The sequence below is a fragment of the Prevotella lacticifex genome, assembly GCF_019973375.1.
In the GTDB taxonomy this organism is placed as follows: domain Bacteria; phylum Bacteroidota; class Bacteroidia; order Bacteroidales; family Bacteroidaceae; genus Prevotella; species Prevotella lacticifex.
In genome coordinates, this window is sequence record NZ_BPTV01000001.1 from 1,490,397 (window position 1) to 1,511,416 (window position 21,020).

A 21,020-nucleotide genomic window follows, 5' to 3' on the forward strand; every position below is an offset into this window, starting at 1 on the left:
AAGAGACATGGCAACTAAAATCTCAAAGAATTTCACACTGGAGGAATACGGTTCTTTCATTTAAATTTAGACTGACATGGCATGATTGTTGCTCAGTCTCCGCTTTACCGCAGAAATGCTATTTGTAGTAAAGGTCTGATGACCAATGGATAAAGTATCCCCTACCCAAGCTGGATGTAGCTTAGGGCTTATTATATATCCCTCAAAATTAACGACCTCTACAGACTGAGAAGAGAAATAGCATAGGCCAAGCTGTTCTTGGCGTAAGATGCAATGGCTGAGAACTTGACTTTAAAGAGTTCTTTCCTCTTTCTGATGGTCTCTGGCAGGTGCTTTTTGGAGGCTATGGTGTAGATGATATAAACAAGCTTCTGGATCGAGTCCAAGTTTCTGGCCGACTTTGTTTCTTTTCTCTTTGTGCGGTCCTGGCGCATTCTTGCATCCAGCGTCCAATGGAGATTGTTCTCGATTCCCCAGTGCATGCGGCTGATTCGATCCAAAGTCTGTGCCCTTTCTTCCAAACTGGTTATATAGTACCTCGTCTGTTTTTGTTCCGTTCCGCTTTTCTTTTCAATCGTATGCGTGTCTATGGCAATCACAGCCTTGACATTGAGGAATTTTTCAAGCACCTTGATACCGGATATGTCTGAATATACACGGCATCGGCGTTGGTACAGCCTCCCGTGGGCAAGTTCCCACTCCGTCTTCCATTCGTCGTTAGGATGCAGCGTAGGCACAGCGTCCTCTACCGACCATCTTGCTGCTTTCTGGTTGGCTTTCAGCGCAATAAGATAGTCAGCTCCCTTCCCGACGATGCCTTTGATGATAGAACTTTGGCACGACATGGCATCCGCAGTTATAACGCATCCATTCATGTAGTCAGCCCGCTCTATGATTTTGGGCACAGCCTTTATCTCATTGCTTTTCACCTCACACATTTCAGTGTCAAGCGGCAACCGGTCGGTCACGCTGAAAGCAGTCACAACATCAGGAGAGCGTCCGTCGCCAATTTTCGTACCCAGCATGAACTTGCCGTCAATTGCAATGTGCCGTCTGTTTGCTCCATCATGCTCCGACACGTATTTTCGTGATAATGTCGAAACCAAAGAGGCCAAAGTAATGTCGTCGATTCCACCTTCCATCCTGCAAAGTGTGGGCTCGGACGGACATCCCTTAGCAAGAATGCCGAGGTGGTCTTGCAAGTAGCTCAAATGGATCGTTCCAAAGGCCACAATGTCCTTGCGAGTCTCGCAGCCGCATGCCCTGGCCAAAATAACCAGCAGAAGCATGTCGGACAACTTGTGTTTACAGTTGCCTTTGTTCATCCTACGATAATCTGGTACTGAGTGGATAAAATTTAACAAATCTCGGCTCAGCAAATGCGGTTTTTCAACCGCCAAACTCTTAATCCCTTATAGGGAAGAAAAAGTTGCATCCGAGATGATAAAAGTGCGTAATTGTTTGGTTATTAGCTAATTATTTTGTATCTTTGCAGTGTAAAAAGAAGAGGGGGCACAAAGTGCACTAATCGCACAAATACCATAAACCCCCTCTTCAAAAATAAAAATATATGACAAAAGGTATTAAGAGCCTGGCGGTTGAGAAACCGCCTTCGGGCGTTTGTGCCTATCGTCACATTCATTTAAACGGATTACATTGTGACATATTGTCTTCTATGTCGGCTTAAATGAAAGAGCCCTTACTGGAGGAACTTATCCGCAGTGAACATGCAACAGCGGCAGGGATTGACAACACTCCTGATGCCGCAAGTCTTGCACATCTGAAAGAGCTTGTAGAGAACATGCTCCAGCCTATCCGTGACGCATACGGGAAGGGCATCAAAGTATCAAGTGCGTACAGGAACAAGCAGCTAAACAAGTTGGTTGGAGGTGCAGCGACCTCTTCACACATGTATGGCTACGCTGCCGACATTAAACCTGTGGACGGTAACATGAAAGCACTCCAGCGAATAGTCATGGAGTGGAGCAAAACCCACAACTTCGATCAGATAATCATTGAGCAGCCGATCAACTTTGTGGCTTCGTGGATTCACATCGGGTGGAAGCGTGGCACAAGTGGAGTACAGCGTAAGAATATTCTCTATGCCAAGAAGATTAACGGAAGGTGGAATTACTACGGTGTTCAGAAAGGGTCTCGTTACTACAATCCGTAAGCATCATTCATACAGAGTACAGGTCGCCATACAGGCGATAAAAAGGTCACCAGAAGGCTCCCCAAGCCGGACGGTGACTAAAGTCATTTAGGGAACTTAAATTATATCATATGGAAGATTACAGTTTATTCAGCCGTGATACGGAAGTCGTTACAGCGGAACTCAACAAGACGAAATGGTTGCCGTTTATAGGCAAAGAGAAAGTGCTTCGTCTTATCACCTCTCTTACCAACCGATGGGCAGAGCTTTATCGTGTAAAGCGTATCGAGGACAACAAGAACGTCCTGTCTCGCCTGCAGGAGTTGGACAGGAATTACCAGGAACGTGAAGAGTTCCGGATGCAGTTACTCGTCAAGACACTTGAGGAATACAAAAAGTCTTTCATCAAGAAGTCAGAGTGTGCTTTTTGCATGGCGGTATGTAAAGAGATTGCCACATCGAGAAAAAACGGAGCGTTATGCTCCTGTGGTCGCAGGTCGCGATACATCAAGCAGCTTGAAGAGAGTATCGGCTCTCTGATGGAAGAAAAAACAGAAAGTCTAATCAAAGAATATCAAGAAGGTCCAAAATGGGAAGAAAGAACGAAAAAATAATCTCCAAGACGGAGATTCGCAATCCATTCGACTGGATGCCAGAAATAGAACTGAAGGAGTTAGGTTCATGCACACACCCGAAGCCTGCAGACAAAACCTCTATCGGTTATGATTTGTATGTTCCTGAGAACACGTATGTAGCGCCACATTCACGCACGATAGTACCAACACACGTTTCACTAAACCTCCCTCGTTGTGTGGAGGGCAAGGTAGAGCCTCGCAGCGGTTTCTCGGCAAAGGGAATGGAGGGACTCGGTACTCGCCATCGCTGGGTTTTGAAGTGGGGGTTCATCCCCTGGAGAATTACCGAAAGCGGTGTGCTTCGTTATAATGCTGACGTTATCAACGGAAAGATAGACCCGGGCTATAAGGGTGATATTGGTGTCATTGTGAAGAATGATGATCGGGGGTTTGTCATCAAAGCAGGAACGCGCATAGCCCAACTGACATTCTATCGTGTCTTGCGTCCTCACTTCAAAGTGGTGGATGAGCTTTCTTGCAAGGACAGGGGAGGTGGCTTCGGACACTCTGGAACATCTGATAGGAAGTAACAGTCTTAGCCTGTAATAAGGAAATTGAGAGGCGGCATTGCTGAACTTCATCGTTCACTATGTCGGCTCTCTTTTTTTTAGTAAAAAGAGATTTACTCAGTACATTTGCAATAAAAAGAATACGAACAATGAACGTACTCATACAGTTTATCACGAAATTCCTTCACAGCTACGACTACGCGAGCATAAAGGACTTCTGTCTGTCATTATGCCCGTCTTTCAAATATAATCTCCAAATGCCATCTATATTAATCAGCAGTATTCTCGCATTTACAAGCAAATATCTCGGTTTGGGTCCGGTAATTGTGCTTGCCATGTTTGTTGCAGTAATCACAGAGACAGTGACTGGAATCCAAGCCAGTAAGAAGCTCGGGAAAAAGTTCGAGAGCTTCCGCTTCAGCAGATGCGTTATCAAGGTGGCGATATGGATGATTTTGGTCTATATAGCAAACTCATTCACCCTTGAATGTGAATCGCGTGATGGTTGGATCAATAGTATCGGAGCAACGTTCTTTGACATCGTGCGTCTGTTTATACTCATCTATTTCGTGATTGAGTACTTCATCAGCATATTGGAAAATCTCGCAGTGATAGACGGACGACCAAAGACAGACTTCACGGATGCCCTTCACGATTTGTGGAAGGCCATCTTGGAATTGTTCAAAGGGAAAATATCAAATCAATAAATCAATATTCAAATGAACAAAAAGCACATTTACTTTACGTCGGAAGCTGTGTCAGAAGGACACCCCGACAAAGTTGCCGACCAGATTTCGGACGCAGTGCTTGACGCTTACCTTGCAAAAGACCCAGAGTCAAAGGTAGCGTGTGAGACGCTTGTGACCACTGGCCAGGTAGTAATAGCAGGAGAGGTGCGTTCCAGCGCAAGCGTGGACGTTCCGGAAGTTGCACGTAAGACGATCAAGCGCATCGGTTATGACAAGCCGGAGTATATGTTTGACGGCACTTGCTGTGGTATTATCAATCTTCTCCATGAGCAGAGCGCAGACATCAACCGTGGAGTCGTTCGTGCAGACGAGGAGAAGCAGGGTGCCGGAGACCAAGGCATGATGTTTGGCTATGCCACCAACGAGACAGAGAACTACATGCCTCTGCCTTTGTATCTTGCCAATCTCATACTCCTGGAGCTGAAAGCAGTCCGCAAGGAAGGCAAGCAGATGAAATACCTCCGTCCTGATGCCAAGAGCCAAGTGACAGTGGAGTACGATGAGAACGGCAAGCCTGTTCACATTGATACAATCGTTGTCAGCACGCAGCATGACGAGTTCTATAAGTCAGAAGGCGCGGAGTCGCAGGAAGAGGTTGACGAAATGATGCACAACCAGATTGAGTATGACGTGGAGTATATCGTCCTGCAGCGTGTCAAGGAAGCCATCGCAGACGATGCTCTTGTGGCTCTCTTCGATGAGAACACGAAGTTGCTTGTCAATCCGACAGGAAAGTTCGTTATCGGAGGTCCTCACGGAGACACTGGTCTGACTGGTCGTAAGATTATCGTTGACACCTATGGTGGCAAGGGTGCTCACGGTGGAGGTGCCTTCAGTGGAAAAGACCCTTCAAAGGTTGACCGTTCTGCAGCATACATGGCTCGCTATATTGCCAAGAACATGGTAGCAGCCGGAGTAGCTGACCAGATGCTCATTCAGTTGTCGTACGCCATTGGTGTCGCAGAGCCGACGAGCGTGAACGTAGAGACCTACGGAACCAACCACACTCCTTTCACTGATGCCGAGCTGGCTTCTATGGTGGCAACGGTGTTTGACCTCAGACCTTATGCTATCATTCGCAATCTCGATTTGAAGCATGTGAAGTACGAACCCACTGCAGCATACGGACATTTCGGTCGTGAAGCAAAGAAAGACGAGTTCACATGGGAGCGTCTCGATGCGGTGGACACAATCAAACAGGCACTGAACCTGAAATAATCAAATTATTAACCAATTAAAAACAAAAAAGACATGAAGAAAATCTTATCAATGATGTGCATCATGATGATTGCCATCGTAACAATGGTTGCTTGTAAAAACAAGACAACCAACGGAGCAAGCCCTGGGAATGAAACAGAAACCAGCATTGCCGATGTAGGGTCTCCCACAACAGGCTACGACTTCGAGAAGGTGCTTACTCTCGATGCAGAGTACGCTTTCGCCAACAGCGAGAGTCCTGTGTTCTATGAAGCCCAAGTCTTACTTGATGGCTATGTAGATGCAGCCACAGAGCTGAATGTCGTAGAGGTTAAGACGGTATTCCAAAGCTACGCAGAACCCTTAGTAATTACCATAATGAGGGATGGGCAAGATGCCGTTGTTGAGAAACTGAACGACTACTGGCTTGAATGTGTGCCCATTAAATTACCTACAGCACTTACTCTCAAGGATGCCATTACGAAACTCAATGAAGCGAACATCGTCAAACCCCACTCTAAAGTAGTGACCCTGCGAAATCCTTTGGGACCATGGCAAAGAAATCCGCAGTTCATCTTCGGTCAAGTGGGTACTGGCTTCGTTGCTGTTGACGCGAAGACAGGAGAGGTAAATACGATTGAATAATCTTACGTACTAAATAAATTCCATCACTATGACTGGAGAGCAACTAAAAAGGATAATGCCCAATGCCTTATCATCGAATATCGACAAGTACCTGCCATACTTGAACGAACTTATGCCTCGCTTCGGTATTAACACCCAGCTGAGGTGCCAACACTTCATTGCCCAGGTGGCTCTTGAGAGTGGGGAGCTTAGATATAACACGGAGATCGCAAGCGGCAAGGCTTACGATACGGGACGACTTGCAGTTGCACTTGGTAACACTCCGGCAGCAGACGGTGATGGGCAGAAATACAAAGGTCGTGGGCTGATACAGCTCACAGGGACTGCTAACTACCGAAAGTTCAACGATTATATCAGAACCACTCTGAAGGAGGATATTGATGTCCTGGCTCACCCGGAAAAGGTTGCTGAACCCCGTCTTGCAGTAATGACCGCTTGCTGGTTCTTCTGGAAGAGCGGCTGCCTTGCACTTGCCGACAAGGATGATGTGCGTGCAGTGACCAAGAGGGTGAATGGTGGATATAACGGACTGGAGCGTCGAACACTTTATCTGCAAAGAGCAAGAAAGGAGAAACTGGTATGAAAAAGATGACTATCTATTGTCTCGCGTTCTTTACTGTCGCACTCCTTCTTGCTTCATGCCGGAGTTCAAAAACGGTTGTTGAGGAGGAGAAAAAGGATTCGCTTGTGCAGACCAGTAATGTGCAGGTCGATATTCAGACTACCACCGAGACGAAAACCAATGAGGACGACAGCACGGAGGTGTTCACCGTGACTATTATCACGGAGTACGACACAGCGAAGGCTGACAGCACAGGCAAGTCACCGGTACTGCGCCAGACCCAAATCACAGAAGCCAAGCGCAAGGGTAGTAAGAAAGCACAAGAAACGACGACGAAGCAAAATATCTCTGCCACCAAGGAAGAGTCTGCTAACCAAGTAACCCAAAGTAAAACAAGGCGAGAGATCACCAAGACTGAAACCAAGCAGCCATTATACTACGCGTACATTCTGTATGGTGTTGCTCTCGTCATCCTGATGGCGATTCTCGCATATTGGGTGTTTACGAAATATCGAGCGGCTCGTCCGTAAGCAAACTGAATAAACAAATCTTCTGAGGTTTTAGCCCCATGCTCGCAGCAGACGTGCATGGGGCTTCTTTATGTCCGTAACTCATTGTCTATCAATGAAAAAAGTTGCATATTTGATAAAAATAATTGCCTAAAAGTTTGCATATTTGATAAAATTGTCGTACCTTTGTGGTAGCAAATAAGATAAATAAGTTATCACTTAAAACTCCAAACATTATGAAGAGTCTCGGAACTTTCAAAGGAATTGCTACACGCTTAAAGAAGCAAATTGTAGAGGCAAAGAATGTCATCGTTGAATGTGAGAACAAGTACAACGGCAATCCTTGCAAACGCACACTTTCTGCTCTCGATGCAGCAGAGAGGAAATTTGAGGAACTGACGGTAAGGTTGGGTTACATCACCGAAACGATTGAGCACTACGATTTCTATAAGTGGTGCTGGGAACAGGAAGAAGAGCAAGCTATGGGCTATGCTGATTTTTACAACCATTTATCTTAAATTATTTTTTCACAATTTTATTTCTAAACAAAAATGGACAAAAAAGTTATCCAAGCCTTGTTCACAAACATTTGTGCCAAGGACGAACTCCGTTCATTACCGGACGGAGTTCACTTCGAGAGTGAAAGGTGTTATGCCACCGATGGAAAAGTGCTCGTCATCTATGGCGAGGGTAAGCCGGAACTGGACGGAAAGACGGTTCACCAGGACGGTACCGTTATAGAGGGTCGCTATCCTAACGTTGATGCTGTTTTCCCAAGTGAAGAGAATTACGGCAAGAAGCTGAACATCGACATCAAGCAGTTGCGTGATGCGTGCCAGTGGCAGATTAGACAGGAGAACGCCAATGAGAATGACCGCGTGGTCATCAACGGAGTCGGCTATAACGTCCGCACACTCATGCGTCTGTGTAACGTATTGCTCGTAGCAGGCGATCCTCACAAGATAAAGTTCTACAACAGTGAGCCAAACCGTTGCTCAGTTCTTATCGGAACAAAGCTCAAATGTATCATCATGCCGATGCAGTATGAGGAAGGTGACATTGACACGGAACGTGAGGGTGAGGGCTATACCCAGACGTATTCCTACGAGAACTTCATCAACGACTATGTGTTCAACAGTTGGCGCAAGCAAGAAAAGCCACAAACCCTCTCATGGCTCGATTAACCACCTAACATTATTCACATTCTAAAAGTTAAGATTATGCAAACAAAGAACAAAGAACCGAAGAACATCACGGTTAAGAACATTCCAGTAGCGGACATTTGTCCGAGCGAACTCAACCCACGTAAAACCTTTGACCAGGAGTCTCTGGCAGAGTTGGCACAGAACATCAAGGAGCACGGACTCGTCCAGCCCATCACCATCCGCAAGCGTCCGAAAGGAAGCGACACCAAGTATGAGATTGTATGTGGCGAGCGTCGCTTCCGTGCCACACTTCTCAATGGTGCATCGGAAATCCAGTGTATCATCAAGGACCTCGATGACAAGCAGGCTTTTGCAGCGATGATTATAGAAAATCTCCAGCGCAAGGACGTTGACCCCATCGAGGAGGCAGCAGCCCTCTCCAAGCTGTACAACGACGGAACGATGAGTGTCGCTGACATGGCAAAGATGCTCGGCAAGTCCACCTCATTCGTGACAGGTCGCATCCAGTTGAACAATATCATTGACGAGTTTGTCCAGCTCATGCGAGACGGAACCCTTTATCTCGTTCACCTCCTGGACATCTGCAAGCTGACCGTAGAGCAGCAGAAGAAACTCTACGAAGAGTGCTTCTCGCCAGCTTGTATTGCACGCTGGACTCAGAAGATACTGAAGATGGAAATCCTCCACGACATGATTGACGAACACGTCATGCAGTTCCTCGATACAGCCAAGTTTGACATCAAGGATTGCTCATTCAGTTGTGGTCGTGGCTGCGAGGGTTGTCCGCTCAACACAAAGAACAAGCCGGACTCATTCAAGGACGTTGACCGTCCACGTTGTATGGACTCGGCATGTTTCGGACAAAAGACTCTGGAGCATATTCTCCGTACCGCCAAGGAGTCCGGGCTGACCCTTGTATATCAAGGCAAGAACAACGAGAAGTGGATAACCGCAGCAGGTGCCGCAGGTCTCAAACTCATCAATGCAGACGACCGCAAGTATGTCTTTGAGCCGATTGAGCCAGACGAGAGCAAGTTCTCTGACAAGGAATGCTATGAAAAGCGTATGCAGGCTTATCGCCATGCCAAGGCTATCTTTGACTCCAACGTGGAAGACGGACTGGTCGAGAAAGTCTTTGAGGTTTGCTTTGACGGCAAACTGAGTGGTGAGTTCAAGTGGACATTCTCGGCTCCAAAGGAGAATGAGGATGCACGCGAGTCTCTCTCCAAGAAAGAGCAGATAACCAAGTGGAAAGACCAGATGCTCAAGTGTGATGAGCAGGAGCATGACGAACTCATCGAGGAAAAGCGCAAGCTGCTCGCTGAGTCATCGTACTCCACGATGAACACCCCTCTCGGTCCAGAAGAGCAGAAACTCTTCCACGCAATCATCATGAAGCGCCTGTCGTATGAGTTCAAGAAGAGCATCGGCATCGAGTGGGCGAATAACGAGAGCGCATACAAGGAATGCGCCAAGAAGATTGAGGAGCACCGCAATGCGATCAAGCGCGAGTTCATGAAGCAGTATCTGTCAGAGAAGTCGGTATGCTATTCACACGACCTTGCCGGCATGCTCATTGCCCTCTGCGATGACCAGATGGGTAATGTGGAAGAGCTGGAGAAGTCGGTGGCTGAGAAGTACGACAAGCAGCGTAAGGCTTGCAAGGCTCGCATCGATGAACTCAAGGGTGTCAAGGTTGAAGAACCTGTCGAGGAGGAAACTCCAGCCGAAGAAGAACCTGCCGATGCACCAGACGAGAACACGGTTGCCGCTCCTGCAGAGGAAGAGGTAAGCGAAGCTCCTGCAACAGAGGAACCCACAGAGGCAGAAGAAGCCACCGAAGAAGTCCCGTCTGATGAGCAGACAGATGAAGCTCCCTCAGCAGAATAAACCCAAGACGGAGGGAGCCAGTTCTCCCTCCGCTCTATGATAAACTCCCGAAAAGGGAGTGACCCCAAGGCTCCGATGTTTAGAGGAGTTCTTATTTGCTAATCTTTGGAGGTGGCTCATTCATGTGAGTTCACCTCCTTTTTGTACCACAACCATTATCCACCAGTCTAAAAAAAGTTGCATATTTGATAAAAATAATTGCCCAAAAGTTTGCATATTTGATAAAATTGTCGTACCTTTGTGGTAGCAAATAAGATAAATAAGTTATCACTTAAAACTCCGAACATCATGGCAACTACATCAAAACTTAAAGAGCAGGTTAAATCCATCCGCAAGGAAATCCTTAGTGACATTTACATGGCTGTCCAAAAGCGGAAGAACATGAAGATCAAGTTTACGGAAACAGAGTGTCCTCGTTTCTACTTTGATGGTGGCTGGAGAGACATTATCCAGTTAAGCATAGAGTTCTTCAGCAACTCATCAGTATCATTCGGCTGGCATGATGAACGCTGCAAAGGCAAAGGAGCCAATGCTTTCGTTTCATCAGCCCAAATCAGTACGGAGATATTGCTCCAGTTTCACGAACTAATTTATGGAAAGGAGAAATAGTCATGCAGATAAGTCTTAATTCAAGTGAGTTACTCGTCATCTGTGAGGAGATTGTAAAGGTCCACCAGAACGAGGAAAAGAACAGTAGCCGTTTTTGCTACGACGGTGAAGTTAAGGTCAAGATAAACGACATCATGTTCACGGCAGAATATTATTTCTGTGAAGCCATTAGCGAAGAGGAAACCGACGAGCTGGGTATTGCAGAAGTCAAGACTGACAATGAAGATGTGTATGTTACATTCAAAGATACTGATGAGGAGTTTGCGATGGGTATCGCCCGTCTGCAAGCTCTACAAAAAACACTCAATTATCATGCTCAGCACTAAAGAATACGATGCGATAAAGGAAGGTCGCTACAGAGAGTTGAAAGAGGCTTTTGACAAGCTCCTGGCTGTTTATGAGGGAGTGCCAAGTGTCAAGGGCTTCGATAAGGCCATCAGAGACACGAAGAAAAGGATCAAGGCTCTGGAGGTCGGTTCAGCATTTGCCAAAGACGATGAAGAAGTTAAGCAGGCAGAGATTGCAATGGCAAGACGTTGTGGAGAACTGCAGGTGTACACGGAAATCCGCTCTATGGTCAAGAAGCGCATTAAGGAAGTGTGCGAAACGGAAACTGTTTAATCATAAAAAGGAAAAAGCAATGGAATTACTATGCAAGGCGATGCTCTACGCAGCCGAGAAGATAGCGCGAGAGAATGGGTATATCTTAGTAGCACAGGAGAAAAGATTTGCCGATAAGGACAATTTCTGGGGGAACGTAGCCGCTGCCCTGATGTACGCAAGAGATAACGGTTATCAGAAACGGTTAAGTTACCAGTACTTCAAGTACATTTATCCTCAGTTTGAAGAGGACAGGAATGAAAAGTCTCCTGTGCCCAAGATAGAACTCGATCTGCATTTCGGAAGCCCTCGTATGACTTTTTACGCCCATGACGATGCAGGCTCATGCTGTCTGACTTACAAGAGAGAGACGCATAAGTTCTCCGAAGCACAAGTTTTTGGAGATTTAGGTTTTCCACGTGCAGAATTGTGCAAGGAATACATTGAGGAGTACATTAGGGAGCATTCAGACTCTCGCAACCAATGATAACGAAATAAACGACAGGAAAAAAGATATGAGCAGATTTTACGAAGGACCAGAACCGTGTCCGGGATGTAAAACACCTGGGACGCAAAAGGCACGCAGTTCAAAAAATCATCTTTGCGAAGACTGTAAGAAAGCGTTGGAAATCGGTGCGACAATAGTCAAGGAACGTGGACTGGAGAGAAATTTCTACCGCATGGACGACTTGACTATGGCGCACATCACTTGGTACAAGGTGCCCATCAAGGAGATTGAGTGGGCTTTGAAGGGGCTACTGGAGACATTCTCACAGTTCGACAGCCGTTATGCAGACTGGAATAGTGAGTATTTCGGGCAGATGGAGCCGCTGACGGGTCATCACGACTTTGTATTGCCGAAGGTTACTTATGATGCTGCAAAGGTACTGACGGAGAAAATCATGGACTTCTGCTGGCAGCTATGCAAGGAAAAAGGAGAATATAAGAAACAACTCGAAGCCGAAGTCAACGAAGAGCGAAACCGCATATATAACGAGGGGGTGGCTTACGGTCGCAACCTTCTCACACAGCTTAATCGTGGCGAGATTGCTCTGAGCGATTTTGAGGCAACAGTGAAGAAATACTAACGAAAAATGTAACGAGAAATGGATATTACACCTAAATTCAAATTTGTCGAAGGTAGCTTTAATACCAAGACAAACAGGATGCTGGTCATTGCCAGTGACAATCATGGTACGGTAGAACTCTGCTTCAAGGAAGAGGACTGTGGCTGGAACATTCCGTTTGCCAAGATTAAACTTTTCGACAGCGGATTGTATAAGGACTTCAAGGCAACAATGGAAGATGCCCGGAAGTTGGGCGAAGAGATTGCTCGTCGCTGGAATGAATGTGCCGACAAAAGATAAGGAGGACTAAATATGGCAAATATGAAGACAATCCCCATGAACGCCACCAACGGCGAGACGTTTCCGCGCATCTGGAAGACGGCACAGCACGGCACGTTCGACGGGCTCAACCCCGACGATCCTTACTTGGAGCAGTGCCGCTGGTGGCTCGAACGATTTGAGTGCATCGTCATCTTCACTCGCGACGTCGGCTACCACACGTCAGGATGGTGGAAGAACCCAGACTACGAACGGTGCTATCACCTCTCCATATCCTTCCCCGGTGGCATGAAACGCTCACGCCTGGAGTATGTAATCAAGCAACTCTTTGGCGATGACCGGCGTTGGCTATGGTGCGAGGGACCTTACTCGGAGGTTGGCCGACAGTGTGGCGTGTTCCACTACCGCCTGTTCTGCGACCCTGCGTGGAAACCACTGAAGCCCCGTGGTGAAGTCTATACACGAGAGTTCACCGAAGCAGGCTGGAAGAGTTTTTCTGAATTACATCAATTATAAAAACTTTAAGATTATGAAAATTGTAAGATTTGACGAAAAAGGGAATTGTCAGTTTGTTTATTTTAACTGGCGTAGGTTTAGGTTTGAAACAAGTTGCTGGGCTAATAGCCTTTCGGAGTTGCTCGGCAAGACCAAGAACAAGAAGTGCCTGATTATAGGTTTGTGGAATCATTAAGCCAAATGAGGACTGACGATGGGAGCATATATTGCAAGACAGCCAAACGGCCTGCTGTGCCGGTTCTCGTCAAGTGTGGATGCCGTGACGCACTACAACTACAGCGAGGAAGAGTATATTGAACTATGTGCGGAGAGGGCGAGAGAAGAAGCACGTCGCAATCTGCAAGACCCGCACTTCATCAAGCCGTTTGACCGCGTGGTGGATGATGTCCGCTTCGACAATATCACTTACGAGGAATGGGTGAAGCAAGCTGGTGAAATGGGTTACACGGAGCCTGACTGGAAGTTCAAGCCTGGCGACTGGGTGATAGTCCACAGCGACAATGACAACACGGACGGTCACGAGGGCAAAGTGTGGAAATCGTCAAAGGATAAGGATGGTAGGATAAGGGTCGAAGTGTTCATAGAAGAGTTGGAAGGTTCGTGGCTATTTGACGAATCGGAACTGACAATAAAAGATGAGCCGTAAATGACTCCAGATAATTATAAGAAAAAGAAAAATATGCAAGAATTTACTATCAACTTACGCGAAGACGGTAGTGCCGTTATTGCGAGAGACAAGTGGAACAAAGATCACAGCATTAAGGCAATGGACGAGAAGCCTTTCTTGTTCGAGGTCGGGCAGAAGGTGGTTGACATCTTCAGCAATGTTGTAACTATTAAGGAAATCATTAAGCACCCACCATTAAAGCCAGGCTGCTGCCCTGAGTGGAATCTGCTGGTTGAAGAGAACGGCAACTGCTACCGGTACACCGAGATTGCAGGCATTTACGTCCGTATGGTGAGTGCCGAAGAATTGGAAACGCTAATTAAGGAGGATTGACTATGGGACCGAAGTACAGAATGATGCCGGACAAAGGCACCGCAATCAATGCCGTGGCACTTGCCGCAGTCGTTGTGCTGTTCGTACTCGTCATCTTCCAAGGTGTCACACTCGTAAAGATGAAGCGATACATTGACGATTCGCAAAGGTTCATCGAATACTGGCGACACAAGACCGACTCGCTATCAGACGAGAACATCAAGTTGTATATGAAAATCTACGAATTGAATGACAGTATCATCACGCTAAGGTTCGAGCAGTAGCAAAATTCTTCACTCTTCATTCTCAAGAATTTATCAACGAGGGTGCAAGTCCCTCATATTATTAACTCATAAAAAACATCAAGTAACATGGCAAAATTTGCACAAGTTATCGAGTGCCTGAAGAACGGAGGCACAGCCCAGCGCATTGCATGGGACGTGACAGGTAACAAGGAAATCATGATGCAGATTCCTCAGCGTATCGCTAAGGACATCGTGCCGAAGATGACCTCAGTACAGGACATCGTGAAGCCTAAGATTTCGACCGTAGGCAGTGGCGAGATTGAGTACCATCATCAAGTGCTCATCATCGAGTTCAAGGATGACGAAAAGACACCAGCTCGCGCCACGTACTACATCCCGACATGGGAGGACATCATGGCTGACGATTGGCGACTGACTCAGACCGCTGATTCGTACATCGCCCGAATGGTGAACGAGCGCGAGGAGTTGAACGACAAGGCCGAGAAGCTCAACAAGTTCTTCTCATCGACTATCTTCAATGGTCTGCCCGACAACAAGAAAGTACTCATGGAACGTCAGTACAAACTGATGACCGAGTATGTGGAAGTGCTCGACGAGCGCATCAAGTTGGAGAACACCGCGCAGGGCTAATCGCCCATCGCTACCGCTGCATCGATCATGTGGCGGTAGCAAATTCTTCACTTGCGCCCAGGTCGCACGGAGTGGGGCTGATAAGACCACGAATTTAATAAATTAAACGAATGATATGGAATACCGCTTTATCGAGCACGAACGCATCAAGGAGCCATTATGCTTAGAGTTCTTCAAGACGTGCATTACCTATCAGCGTGAAGACAGGCACAAGGCATTCACAGGCATTTCATACAAAGAACTGATGCAAAGGATGCACATCGGACGTGAGCGTTTGCAACGGCTTTTTAACTGCGTGGAGCGCAACTGGCTCTACTTCAAGATAGAGCACGGCTATATGATAGAGGCTCACAATATTGTGAGCAGTATTGACTGGAGCAAGCGGTTTTTCATATTCGGCAAGCCGTTTTATCACATCAAAATCAATATGTATCACAACAAAAAATAATAGGAACTATGGCAGAGCAGAAACATTTAGGCAGAATCAAGCTACAGCCGGGGCAATCGCTCTTTTGCTTGAACATGAAGACAGGCGAAATAACCGATATGGGAAGACCTCGCCAAGTAAATGTCGAAGAGGGCTGCGTGTATCGTACGGCACTCAATCGAAAGTCGTTTATGAAGAAACTCTTTCGACAGGGAATCATTAAGGTTGTACCAAAGCATGAGGATTGACCTATGGCAAAATGGAAATGGAACTATACTGACAAGACTCTTCCTGATATAAAGAATGGTGACGGAACGAGCGACTATGTGCTGGCATTTCCGGGTAACGGTTGTCTGCCACAGGTAGTAAAATACTCCGATGGCAGCTATACCAAGCGCGGATGGTGGACTACCGACTTCCGCTACCTCTCGATGCGAGTAGGCGGACGGTGCAGTACACAGCAGCGGTTCCCTTATTGGGCACCCATTGAGCAACCGACATTTGAGAATTTGTTAGAACAAGAAAAATGAGGAATAGACTATGAGCATTATTATCAACGGAAAAACCTTAGATGAGTACATCAAGGAACAGTCAGAGCATGGTGAGGTGCTGGAGAATGTATGTGGTACGATGCACGGCTGTCGCACTACGATGTCGCAGGTGTATGGCGATCATGACAATTTCCTCATCACTAACAATGCGACAGTGACTATACGCAGAGGTGAAGAGCGTCACACACTACGAGGCAACCGCATAGAAAAGAAGGGCGGCAAGTGGTATGTGGACGGTAAGGTTGTCGATTGGGACACTATCGGTGGCGAATACAAGCCCGAGAACGTGGTGAGCATCGAGATACACGGCAACGTGAACAGCCTGCGCACCCAGATGGGTGACATCAAGGTAGTGGGCGATGTGCAGAACATCAACACTACAAGCGGTGACGTGGAGTGCCAGTCCGCATACAACATCAACACTACAAGCGGTGATGTTACTTGTGGCAATGTGGGTGGTGACGTTCACACTATTAGTGGAGACATTAACTGTAAGCGTGATTGAATGGAAGCAAAGGAACAAAGACCTCGATGCGGTGATTGCTCTCACTTGCGAGAGAAAGCCGTTAGTGACGTGTGTTCGGTTCTGTGGTGTGATATACCCAACGGAAACCGTAAGGCGAGCAGAGACGTTGGTGGCTGTGACGAGTTTGAGCCGAGTGCTGCGTGCAAAGCGGAACAGTTGCGCGAAGCTGGTAAGATGTCGGCAGACGATGTATTGAAGGCTGCAGGGCGATTGGGTGAAGAAATCAAAAACATGGATTATGCTGTTGAGGGCTGACAAGTGACTCCATCGAAACAATCACGCATTATTGCAGTTCCTCATCGGTCTTTGGCGGCTCTGTTACTCCACCCAATGCTTCTTCCTGGAGACATTCAAGGGATTTATCACTGGCAACTGCATCAAAGACTTTCCTGATGGCAAGATCCGCCATCCTCGGTGTGACATGAATATAGTAACCGATGACTTTGCGAGACTGAGTGACGGTATCACCAATGCAATACTCGATTACACTGTCTTTGATGAACAATTGGTTTGCCAGTTGTGAGAAAGTCTTGCGTGCAGAATAATATATTAAATAGGTATCTATTCCGCACTTCTTGGCTAAACGAGGCAGGTTGTCATGGAGTATGCGAGAGAGGGCACCGTAAGAACGCTTATGATGAATAAAAATCTTTCCACTCTGAGTAAGACGTTCAAGCAGTTCCCTTGCCTCCGGCTGGATTGTAAACTCAGTCTTGGTTGGGAACTTCCTCCTTGACTCTGTCTTTATTCGCAGGAAGCTAACATGGTTATTGCGGAAATCCTGTTCAACGAGGTCACGAAGGTTCATACCACAGAGATAAAAAGAGAGCATGAAGAGGTCTCGAGAAACGCTTAACATGGGAGCCCTTTCCTTTGACAAATCAACATCACGGATGGCCCGAAGCTCTTCAAGAGTAATGGCACATTCCCTTTTTGTAGGCGCAGGATCCTCATAGTCGGAGTACGGGTCAATATCAAACTCCACGAACTTCTGTCTCCTGGCATAGTTGATGACCGTGTGAATGTTCCTCATCTTGATAGATATGGTAGTCTGAGACAACCCTCTATTATTCTTGAGGTATTGTTCAAAGCGATGCAGCCCATCGGAGGTGAGCAACTGAAGGAGGTAGTCAGAGCCAAAGAACATTTCAAAATAAGCGATGGCATCACGGTAGAGACGAAGGGTTCCTTCCTTGTAGGCGGTCTTACGAGTCGTAAGGAAGCGTTCACCAATATCATGTATGCTCTTCGGTCCAGCGTTGCTTTCTGCGTCCTCGATGTACTGGACGAGTTGCGAGCAGGTGTAGTACTCTATATCCGTAGCTCGGTCGCAGATTGCGTAGATCTTTGACATTCTTATTCTCAGCTGCTGGTTGATATACGAAGCGTTGTTGAGACCTACGACCTGACCGTCATGCAGATATTCGGGACCGGGAACAATGAAGCGAGTTACGAAGTAGCGAGTCTGCCCCTTGTGGGAGATAGCAATTCGTATCTTGTGAGTTCCATCAGCCAAAACCTTGGCTGGCAATATGACAATTCGCAGGTTCATCTTCCGACAACTTTTCGACAATAGGTGATATGGAAAAATGGCAACTGGACAACAATCCGACAATAGTTTTATGTGTACTGCTTATACGGGTGTTCTGTCGTAACTAATTGAAGCTGATGCAAATAGCGTCAAAATCGAGCCTTTCAAAAATACCCGTCTATGGCGATAATAATTGGTTTCATATATAATATTAAAGTGTATAAGCGAAATTAAGTAGCAGGCTACCGCTGCTCACGTGGTATTTGCCGTAAGCGAGACTGAGCTTGAATCGGTCGAGATTAATGCCGAATCCCAGACTGAGGCCAGCCATGTGGGAGCTCTCGTCGCCGTCGTCGCCCTCAATCTTCATCTCGTCGACCCGGCGGAAATTGTATCCTCCGCCTATCCAGATGTTGTCGGACAGAAGCACGTCGAGACCTAAGTCGATGTGGTTGGCAAAGCGGTAGTTGTAGTGGGTGAGGTCGACGAGGGTCAACGACAAGCGCAACGGTGACGAGCCGAGGCGCTTGCTCACTCCGGCCTGGACGTCGATGGGCATCTTCTCGTATTTGTCGTCGTAGGCCTTCAGCTGTCCGCCGAGATTCTTTGCCACCAATGACACTGACCAGTCGTGGTCGGGCTCATACCAGTTCAGACCAAGGTCGACACCAATGGCCATGGAGTTGTATGACCCAAGTGCCGAATAGATGAATTTGGGAGTTATTCCGCCGACAACATTTTTGAGCAGCAGATAAGTCAGGGTGCCGCTCACGGCAATGTCGTTAGCCGAGAAAGTGCCGGTCTGCACGCCGTTCTCGTCGACCTCCTTCATCGATCCGTAGTTTATATATTCGGCTCCCACGGCCCACGTCAGCTTGTCGTTGACGACCTTATTGAACGATGCGCTGCCGACGTTGACTCCGCTCATGTAGTTCATATAGTTCACGCCGATGGTCATATCGCTGACCGATGCCGCCAGGGCAGGATTTGAGAACCCTAACGAGGGGTCGTCGTCGATGATGGTAATGTTGTCGCCACCGAGGGCGGCGGCATGGGCGCTTACCGGCAAACGGAGAAAATTATATCCTGTCTGACTCTCCTGACCCCTGCCGTAAAGGGCAAAAATGGTTAACAAGAGAGTGAAAACAACTTTTTTCATTTAATGAATTTTAATTTATCGACAAAGTTACTTATTTTTCCAAATATCTGTATTACTTTTGCCTTGCATTTTTAAAGTGAGTGCAAATAAAATTGAATATTGTCACCTGTTGCATGTCTTACAACGTAAAAAACGGGTGTCTATTGTGAACAGTGGAGATAAAGAAATCAAATAAGGCAAACATTGACAACAAGAGACCGACGGGTTTCCTGTTAGGACTCATCGTGGCCCTGTCGGTGGCCTTTACCGTTGTGGAGATGAATTTCGGCATGCCCGACAAGGAGGATGTCGACGACCATCTGCTCGACGATTTGATGAAGAATATTGATCAGGCACCGGCTGCCGACAAGGTGGAAAAGGAACGGACGGTGAAAATCCCGAAGAAGGTGGATTTCGATGCCGTACCAAAGAAAACACCGCCTACCGTGGCCCCTAATCCTACCCTCGATAAGGTCGTAGTCAGTGATAATCAGCAGTTTGAGCATCCCAACGACGACAGGCCCATTGACGAGAAGAAGAAACCGGAGGTGAAAATCGACCCTCCCGTCGACCCTATTCCGCTTGAGCAACTCAATCAGGGCGAGCGGACAGTATCGGATACTCCCGTACCACCGGGGGGATGGGCTGACTTCGCAATGTGGGTGGACAAGAACCTGCAATATCCTCAGGCCGCACGCCAACGTAACATTGAGGGTAATGTTCTCGTGGGATTCAATGTCAATCCCGATGGTTCGGTGAGCAATATTCATGTCGTGGGAAAAGCCGACGGAATACTATCGGGTGAGGTCATGCGGCTGATGAAGACCATGGGAAAGTGGAAACCGGGCATCGAGAACGATGTGCCGTGTAAGACGTATGTAGAATTGCCATTCCTATTCAAACTATAATATTATGTTCACAGCTTCTGATATTCTTGAAAAGATTAACGACTATCTTGCCAATATCCCTTACGACAGGAAACCGGCGAGTCTGTATGAACCTATTAAATATGTATTGTCGTTGGGCGGAAAGCGCATCCGTCCGACGCTGATGCTTCTTGCATATAATCTTTTCAAGGACGATGTCGACAGTATTCTGCCGGCGGCGTGCGCTCTTGAGACATACCATAACTATACGCTTCTGCACGACGACCTTATGGATAACGCCCCTCTGCGAAGGGGACATGCCACGGTACATGAGAAGTGGAATCCTAATGTGGCCATTCTCTCGGGCGATTCAATGTTAGTATTATCGTATGATAGGATGATGCAATGCCGTCCCGACAAACTGAAACCAGTATTGGAACTCTTCACCGAAACGGCCCTGCAGATTGGTGAGGGACAGCAATATGACATGGAATTCGAAACGCGCTCCGATGTCACTGAGGATGAATATTTAGAGATGATAAGGCTGAAGACAAGCGTTCTCCTCGCTTGTGCCGCCAAGATAGGTGCCATTCTCGCTGATGCTCCTGATGAGGATGCCGACAATCTTTACCGGTTTGCTGAGCAAGTGGGACTGGCTTTTCAGCTTCAGGACGACTATCTCGATGTTTATGGCGACTCGAAGGTTTTCGGCAAAGCCATCGGAGGCGACATCCTCTCGAACAAGAAGACGTACATGCTCATCAACGCTTTCAACCTCGCCAATGAGGAACAGAAGAAGGATCTGTGGCATTGGATAACAGCCGAGAATCCCGTTCCGGAGGAGAAGATTGCCGCTGTCACAGAGCTATATACCAAGATCGGGGTGGACAAACTGGCCGAGAAGAAGATCAACTTCTACTTTGAGCAAAGCCGGAAATTCCTTGAGGCTGTTAAGGTTAGGGCCGACAAGAAGCATGAACTGGAGACTTACACCGAGAATATGATGCACAGGAGAAAGTAG

At 47.1% G+C, this 21,020-nt stretch carries 30 protein-coding genes; 27 read left to right on the plus strand and 3 right to left on the minus strand.

The features are described 5' to 3' along the window. Positions 1-218: 218 nt before the first annotated feature. A complete protein-coding gene (locus LDN30_RS05785; RefSeq protein ID WP_306421505.1) occupies positions 219-1,400 on the minus strand; it encodes an ISAs1 family transposase in 1,182 nt (393 codons plus the stop codon). A 287-nt stretch (positions 1,401-1,687) separates the two neighbouring features. Between LDN30_RS05785 and LDN30_RS05790 the strand changes: the two genes are divergently transcribed. From LDN30_RS05790 to LDN30_RS05910, 25 genes are all read left to right on the plus strand, one after another. Further along, a complete protein-coding gene (locus LDN30_RS05790; protein WP_223928967.1) occupies positions 1,688-2,173 on the plus strand; it encodes a D-Ala-D-Ala carboxypeptidase family metallohydrolase in 486 nt (161 codons plus the stop codon). Between the two features lie 110 nt (positions 2,174-2,283). Next, positions 2,284-2,766 (plus strand): hypothetical protein, encoded by a 483-nt coding sequence (locus LDN30_RS05795; RefSeq protein WP_223928968.1) that lies wholly within the window; start codon positions 2,284-2,286, stop codon positions 2,764-2,766. Further along, on the plus strand, positions 2,742-3,317 hold the full coding sequence (locus LDN30_RS05800; RefSeq protein WP_223928969.1) for a dUTP diphosphatase: 576 nt from the start codon (positions 2,742-2,744) through the stop codon (positions 3,315-3,317). The genes LDN30_RS05795 and LDN30_RS05800 overlap by 25 nt, the downstream gene beginning before the upstream one ends. 128 nt (positions 3,318-3,445) lie before the next feature. Further along, a complete protein-coding gene (locus tag LDN30_RS05805; protein ID WP_223928970.1) occupies positions 3,446-4,003 on the plus strand; it encodes a phage holin family protein in 558 nt (185 codons plus the stop codon). A 12-nt stretch (positions 4,004-4,015) separates the two neighbouring features. Further along, on the plus strand, positions 4,016-5,263 hold the full coding sequence (gene metK / locus LDN30_RS05810; protein ID WP_223928971.1) for a methionine adenosyltransferase: 1,248 nt from the start codon (positions 4,016-4,018) through the stop codon (positions 5,261-5,263). 33 nt (positions 5,264-5,296) lie between these two features. Then, positions 5,297-5,887, plus strand: a complete 591-nt coding sequence (locus LDN30_RS05815; protein ID WP_223928972.1) for a hypothetical protein — start codon at positions 5,297-5,299, stop codon at positions 5,885-5,887. Between the two features lie 28 nt (positions 5,888-5,915). Continuing rightward, on the plus strand, positions 5,916-6,470 hold the full coding sequence (locus tag LDN30_RS05820) for a glycoside hydrolase family 19 protein (protein ID WP_223928973.1): 555 nt from the start codon (positions 5,916-5,918) through the stop codon (positions 6,468-6,470). After that, positions 6,467-6,979, plus strand: a complete 513-nt coding sequence (locus LDN30_RS05825; RefSeq protein ID WP_223928974.1) for a hypothetical protein — start codon at positions 6,467-6,469, stop codon at positions 6,977-6,979. The genes LDN30_RS05820 and LDN30_RS05825 overlap by 4 nt, the downstream gene beginning before the upstream one ends. 215 nt (positions 6,980-7,194) lie before the next feature. Continuing rightward, entirely contained in the window at positions 7,195-7,476 is a 282-nt protein-coding gene (locus LDN30_RS05830; RefSeq protein ID WP_223928975.1) for a hypothetical protein, read from the plus strand. Positions 7,477-7,509: 33 nt separating this feature from the next. Further along, positions 7,510-8,142: a hypothetical protein gene (locus tag LDN30_RS05835; RefSeq protein WP_223928976.1), complete on the plus strand. Its 633-nt coding sequence runs from the start codon at positions 7,510-7,512 to the stop codon at positions 8,140-8,142. Positions 8,143-8,178: 36 nt separating this feature from the next. Beyond that, positions 8,179-10,014 (plus strand): ParB/RepB/Spo0J family partition protein, encoded by a 1,836-nt coding sequence (locus tag LDN30_RS05840; protein ID WP_223928977.1) that lies wholly within the window; start codon positions 8,179-8,181, stop codon positions 10,012-10,014. Between the two features lie 288 nt (positions 10,015-10,302). Beyond that, positions 10,303-10,623: a hypothetical protein gene (locus LDN30_RS05845; RefSeq protein WP_223928978.1), complete on the plus strand. Its 321-nt coding sequence runs from the start codon at positions 10,303-10,305 to the stop codon at positions 10,621-10,623. Between the two features lie 2 nt (positions 10,624-10,625). Beyond that, the gene (locus tag LDN30_RS05850; protein WP_223928979.1) at positions 10,626-10,949 is read left to right on the plus strand and encodes a hypothetical protein; all 324 of its coding nucleotides are present in this window, start codon (positions 10,626-10,628) and stop codon (positions 10,947-10,949) included. Beyond that, the gene (locus tag LDN30_RS05855) at positions 10,936-11,244 is read left to right on the plus strand and encodes a hypothetical protein (protein WP_223928980.1); all 309 of its coding nucleotides are present in this window, start codon (positions 10,936-10,938) and stop codon (positions 11,242-11,244) included. The genes LDN30_RS05850 and LDN30_RS05855 overlap by 14 nt, the downstream gene beginning before the upstream one ends. Positions 11,245-11,263: 19 nt before the next feature. Continuing rightward, positions 11,264-11,710 carry a hypothetical protein gene (locus tag LDN30_RS05860; RefSeq protein WP_223928981.1) on the plus strand — a complete coding sequence of 149 codons (447 nt, stop codon included), beginning with the start codon at positions 11,264-11,266 and terminating at the stop codon, positions 11,708-11,710. 28 nt (positions 11,711-11,738) lie between these two features. After that, positions 11,739-12,311, plus strand: a complete 573-nt coding sequence (locus LDN30_RS05865) for a hypothetical protein (RefSeq protein ID WP_223928982.1) — start codon at positions 11,739-11,741, stop codon at positions 12,309-12,311. A gap of 18 nt (positions 12,312-12,329) precedes the next feature. Then, on the plus strand, positions 12,330-12,590 hold the full coding sequence (locus LDN30_RS05870) for a hypothetical protein (protein ID WP_223928983.1): 261 nt from the start codon (positions 12,330-12,332) through the stop codon (positions 12,588-12,590). Positions 12,591-12,602: 12 nt separating this feature from the next. Beyond that, entirely contained in the window at positions 12,603-13,085 is a 483-nt protein-coding gene (locus tag LDN30_RS05875) for a hypothetical protein (protein WP_223928984.1), read from the plus strand. A gap of 193 nt (positions 13,086-13,278) precedes the next feature. Beyond that, a complete protein-coding gene (locus tag LDN30_RS05880) occupies positions 13,279-13,731 on the plus strand; it encodes a hypothetical protein (RefSeq protein ID WP_223928985.1) in 453 nt (150 codons plus the stop codon). Then, positions 13,732-14,085, plus strand: coding sequence for a hypothetical protein (locus LDN30_RS05885; RefSeq protein ID WP_223928986.1), 354 nt, complete (start codon positions 13,732-13,734; stop codon positions 14,083-14,085). It abuts the gene before it with no gap. Positions 14,086-14,087: 2 nt separating this feature from the next. Continuing rightward, on the plus strand, positions 14,088-14,348 hold the full coding sequence (locus LDN30_RS05890; RefSeq protein ID WP_223928987.1) for a hypothetical protein: 261 nt from the start codon (positions 14,088-14,090) through the stop codon (positions 14,346-14,348). Positions 14,349-14,435: 87 nt separating this feature from the next. Beyond that, positions 14,436-14,960 (plus strand): Thoeris anti-defense Tad2 family protein, encoded by a 525-nt coding sequence (locus tag LDN30_RS05895; RefSeq protein WP_223928988.1) that lies wholly within the window; start codon positions 14,436-14,438, stop codon positions 14,958-14,960. Positions 14,961-15,075: 115 nt separating this feature from the next. Then, complete coding sequence (locus LDN30_RS05900; protein ID WP_223928989.1) at positions 15,076-15,408, plus strand: hypothetical protein; 333 nt, start codon at positions 15,076-15,078, stop codon at positions 15,406-15,408. A 230-nt stretch (positions 15,409-15,638) separates the two neighbouring features. Further along, positions 15,639-15,917 carry a hypothetical protein gene (locus LDN30_RS05905; protein WP_223928990.1) on the plus strand — a complete coding sequence of 93 codons (279 nt, stop codon included), beginning with the start codon at positions 15,639-15,641 and terminating at the stop codon, positions 15,915-15,917. Positions 15,918-15,927: 10 nt separating this feature from the next. Further along, positions 15,928-16,443, plus strand: a complete 516-nt coding sequence (locus LDN30_RS05910) for a DUF4097 family beta strand repeat-containing protein (protein ID WP_223928991.1) — start codon at positions 15,928-15,930, stop codon at positions 16,441-16,443. 304 nt (positions 16,444-16,747) lie between these two features. On the opposite strand, the gene LDN30_RS05915 is transcribed toward LDN30_RS05910, so the two are convergent. Together LDN30_RS05915 and porQ are read right to left on the minus strand one after the other, a co-directional pair. After that, entirely contained in the window at positions 16,748-18,016 is a 1,269-nt protein-coding gene (locus tag LDN30_RS05915) for a site-specific integrase (RefSeq protein WP_223928992.1), read from the minus strand. A gap of 190 nt (positions 18,017-18,206) precedes the next feature. Further along, a complete protein-coding gene (gene porQ, locus LDN30_RS05920; RefSeq protein ID WP_223925852.1) occupies positions 18,207-19,154 on the minus strand; it encodes a type IX secretion system protein PorQ in 948 nt (315 codons plus the stop codon). A 152-nt stretch (positions 19,155-19,306) separates the two neighbouring features. Between porQ and LDN30_RS05925 the strand changes: the two genes are divergently transcribed. Both LDN30_RS05925 and LDN30_RS05930 read left to right on the plus strand, forming a co-directional pair. Beyond that, complete coding sequence (locus LDN30_RS05925; RefSeq protein ID WP_223925853.1) at positions 19,307-20,041, plus strand: energy transducer TonB; 735 nt, start codon at positions 19,307-19,309, stop codon at positions 20,039-20,041. 4 nt (positions 20,042-20,045) lie between these two features. Then, positions 20,046-21,020: a polyprenyl synthetase family protein gene (locus LDN30_RS05930; protein ID WP_223928993.1), complete on the plus strand. Its 975-nt coding sequence runs from the start codon at positions 20,046-20,048 to the stop codon at positions 21,018-21,020.

Coding starts and splice junctions, on each gene's coding strand:
- LDN30_RS05790 (WP_223928967.1), top strand. CDS start 1,688: ATGAAAGAGCCCTTACTGGAGGAACTTATCCGCAGTGAACATGCAACA.
- LDN30_RS05795 (WP_223928968.1), top strand. CDS start 2,284: ATGGAAGATTACAGTTTATTCAGCCGTGATACGGAAGTCGTTACAGCG.
- LDN30_RS05800 (WP_223928969.1), top strand. CDS start 2,742: ATGGGAAGAAAGAACGAAAAAATAATCTCCAAGACGGAGATTCGCAAT.
- LDN30_RS05805 (WP_223928970.1), top strand. CDS start 3,446: ATGAACGTACTCATACAGTTTATCACGAAATTCCTTCACAGCTACGAC.
- metK (WP_223928971.1), top strand. CDS start 4,016: ATGAACAAAAAGCACATTTACTTTACGTCGGAAGCTGTGTCAGAAGGA.
- LDN30_RS05815 (WP_223928972.1), top strand. CDS start 5,297: ATGAAGAAAATCTTATCAATGATGTGCATCATGATGATTGCCATCGTA.
- LDN30_RS05820 (WP_223928973.1), top strand. CDS start 5,916: ATGACTGGAGAGCAACTAAAAAGGATAATGCCCAATGCCTTATCATCG.
- LDN30_RS05825 (WP_223928974.1), top strand. CDS start 6,467: ATGAAAAAGATGACTATCTATTGTCTCGCGTTCTTTACTGTCGCACTC.
- LDN30_RS05830 (WP_223928975.1), top strand. CDS start 7,195: ATGAAGAGTCTCGGAACTTTCAAAGGAATTGCTACACGCTTAAAGAAG.
- LDN30_RS05835 (WP_223928976.1), top strand. CDS start 7,510: ATGGACAAAAAAGTTATCCAAGCCTTGTTCACAAACATTTGTGCCAAG.
- LDN30_RS05840 (WP_223928977.1), top strand. CDS start 8,179: ATGCAAACAAAGAACAAAGAACCGAAGAACATCACGGTTAAGAACATT.
- LDN30_RS05845 (WP_223928978.1), top strand. CDS start 10,303: ATGGCAACTACATCAAAACTTAAAGAGCAGGTTAAATCCATCCGCAAG.
- LDN30_RS05850 (WP_223928979.1), top strand. CDS start 10,626: ATGCAGATAAGTCTTAATTCAAGTGAGTTACTCGTCATCTGTGAGGAG.
- LDN30_RS05855 (WP_223928980.1), top strand. CDS start 10,936: ATGCTCAGCACTAAAGAATACGATGCGATAAAGGAAGGTCGCTACAGA.
- LDN30_RS05860 (WP_223928981.1), top strand. CDS start 11,264: ATGGAATTACTATGCAAGGCGATGCTCTACGCAGCCGAGAAGATAGCG.
- LDN30_RS05865 (WP_223928982.1), top strand. CDS start 11,739: ATGAGCAGATTTTACGAAGGACCAGAACCGTGTCCGGGATGTAAAACA.
- LDN30_RS05870 (WP_223928983.1), top strand. CDS start 12,330: ATGGATATTACACCTAAATTCAAATTTGTCGAAGGTAGCTTTAATACC.
- LDN30_RS05875 (WP_223928984.1), top strand. CDS start 12,603: ATGGCAAATATGAAGACAATCCCCATGAACGCCACCAACGGCGAGACG.
- LDN30_RS05880 (WP_223928985.1), top strand. CDS start 13,279: ATGGGAGCATATATTGCAAGACAGCCAAACGGCCTGCTGTGCCGGTTC.
- LDN30_RS05885 (WP_223928986.1), top strand. CDS start 13,732: ATGACTCCAGATAATTATAAGAAAAAGAAAAATATGCAAGAATTTACT.
- LDN30_RS05890 (WP_223928987.1), top strand. CDS start 14,088: ATGGGACCGAAGTACAGAATGATGCCGGACAAAGGCACCGCAATCAAT.
- LDN30_RS05895 (WP_223928988.1), top strand. CDS start 14,436: ATGGCAAAATTTGCACAAGTTATCGAGTGCCTGAAGAACGGAGGCACA.
- LDN30_RS05900 (WP_223928989.1), top strand. CDS start 15,076: ATGGAATACCGCTTTATCGAGCACGAACGCATCAAGGAGCCATTATGC.
- LDN30_RS05905 (WP_223928990.1), top strand. CDS start 15,639: ATGGCAAAATGGAAATGGAACTATACTGACAAGACTCTTCCTGATATA.
- LDN30_RS05910 (WP_223928991.1), top strand. CDS start 15,928: ATGAGCATTATTATCAACGGAAAAACCTTAGATGAGTACATCAAGGAA.
- LDN30_RS05915 (WP_223928992.1), bottom strand. CDS start 18,016: ATGAACCTGCGAATTGTCATATTGCCAGCCAAGGTTTTGGCTGATGGA.
- porQ (WP_223925852.1), bottom strand. CDS start 19,154: ATGAAAAAAGTTGTTTTCACTCTCTTGTTAACCATTTTTGCCCTTTAC.
- LDN30_RS05930 (WP_223928993.1), top strand. CDS start 20,046: ATGTTCACAGCTTCTGATATTCTTGAAAAGATTAACGACTATCTTGCC.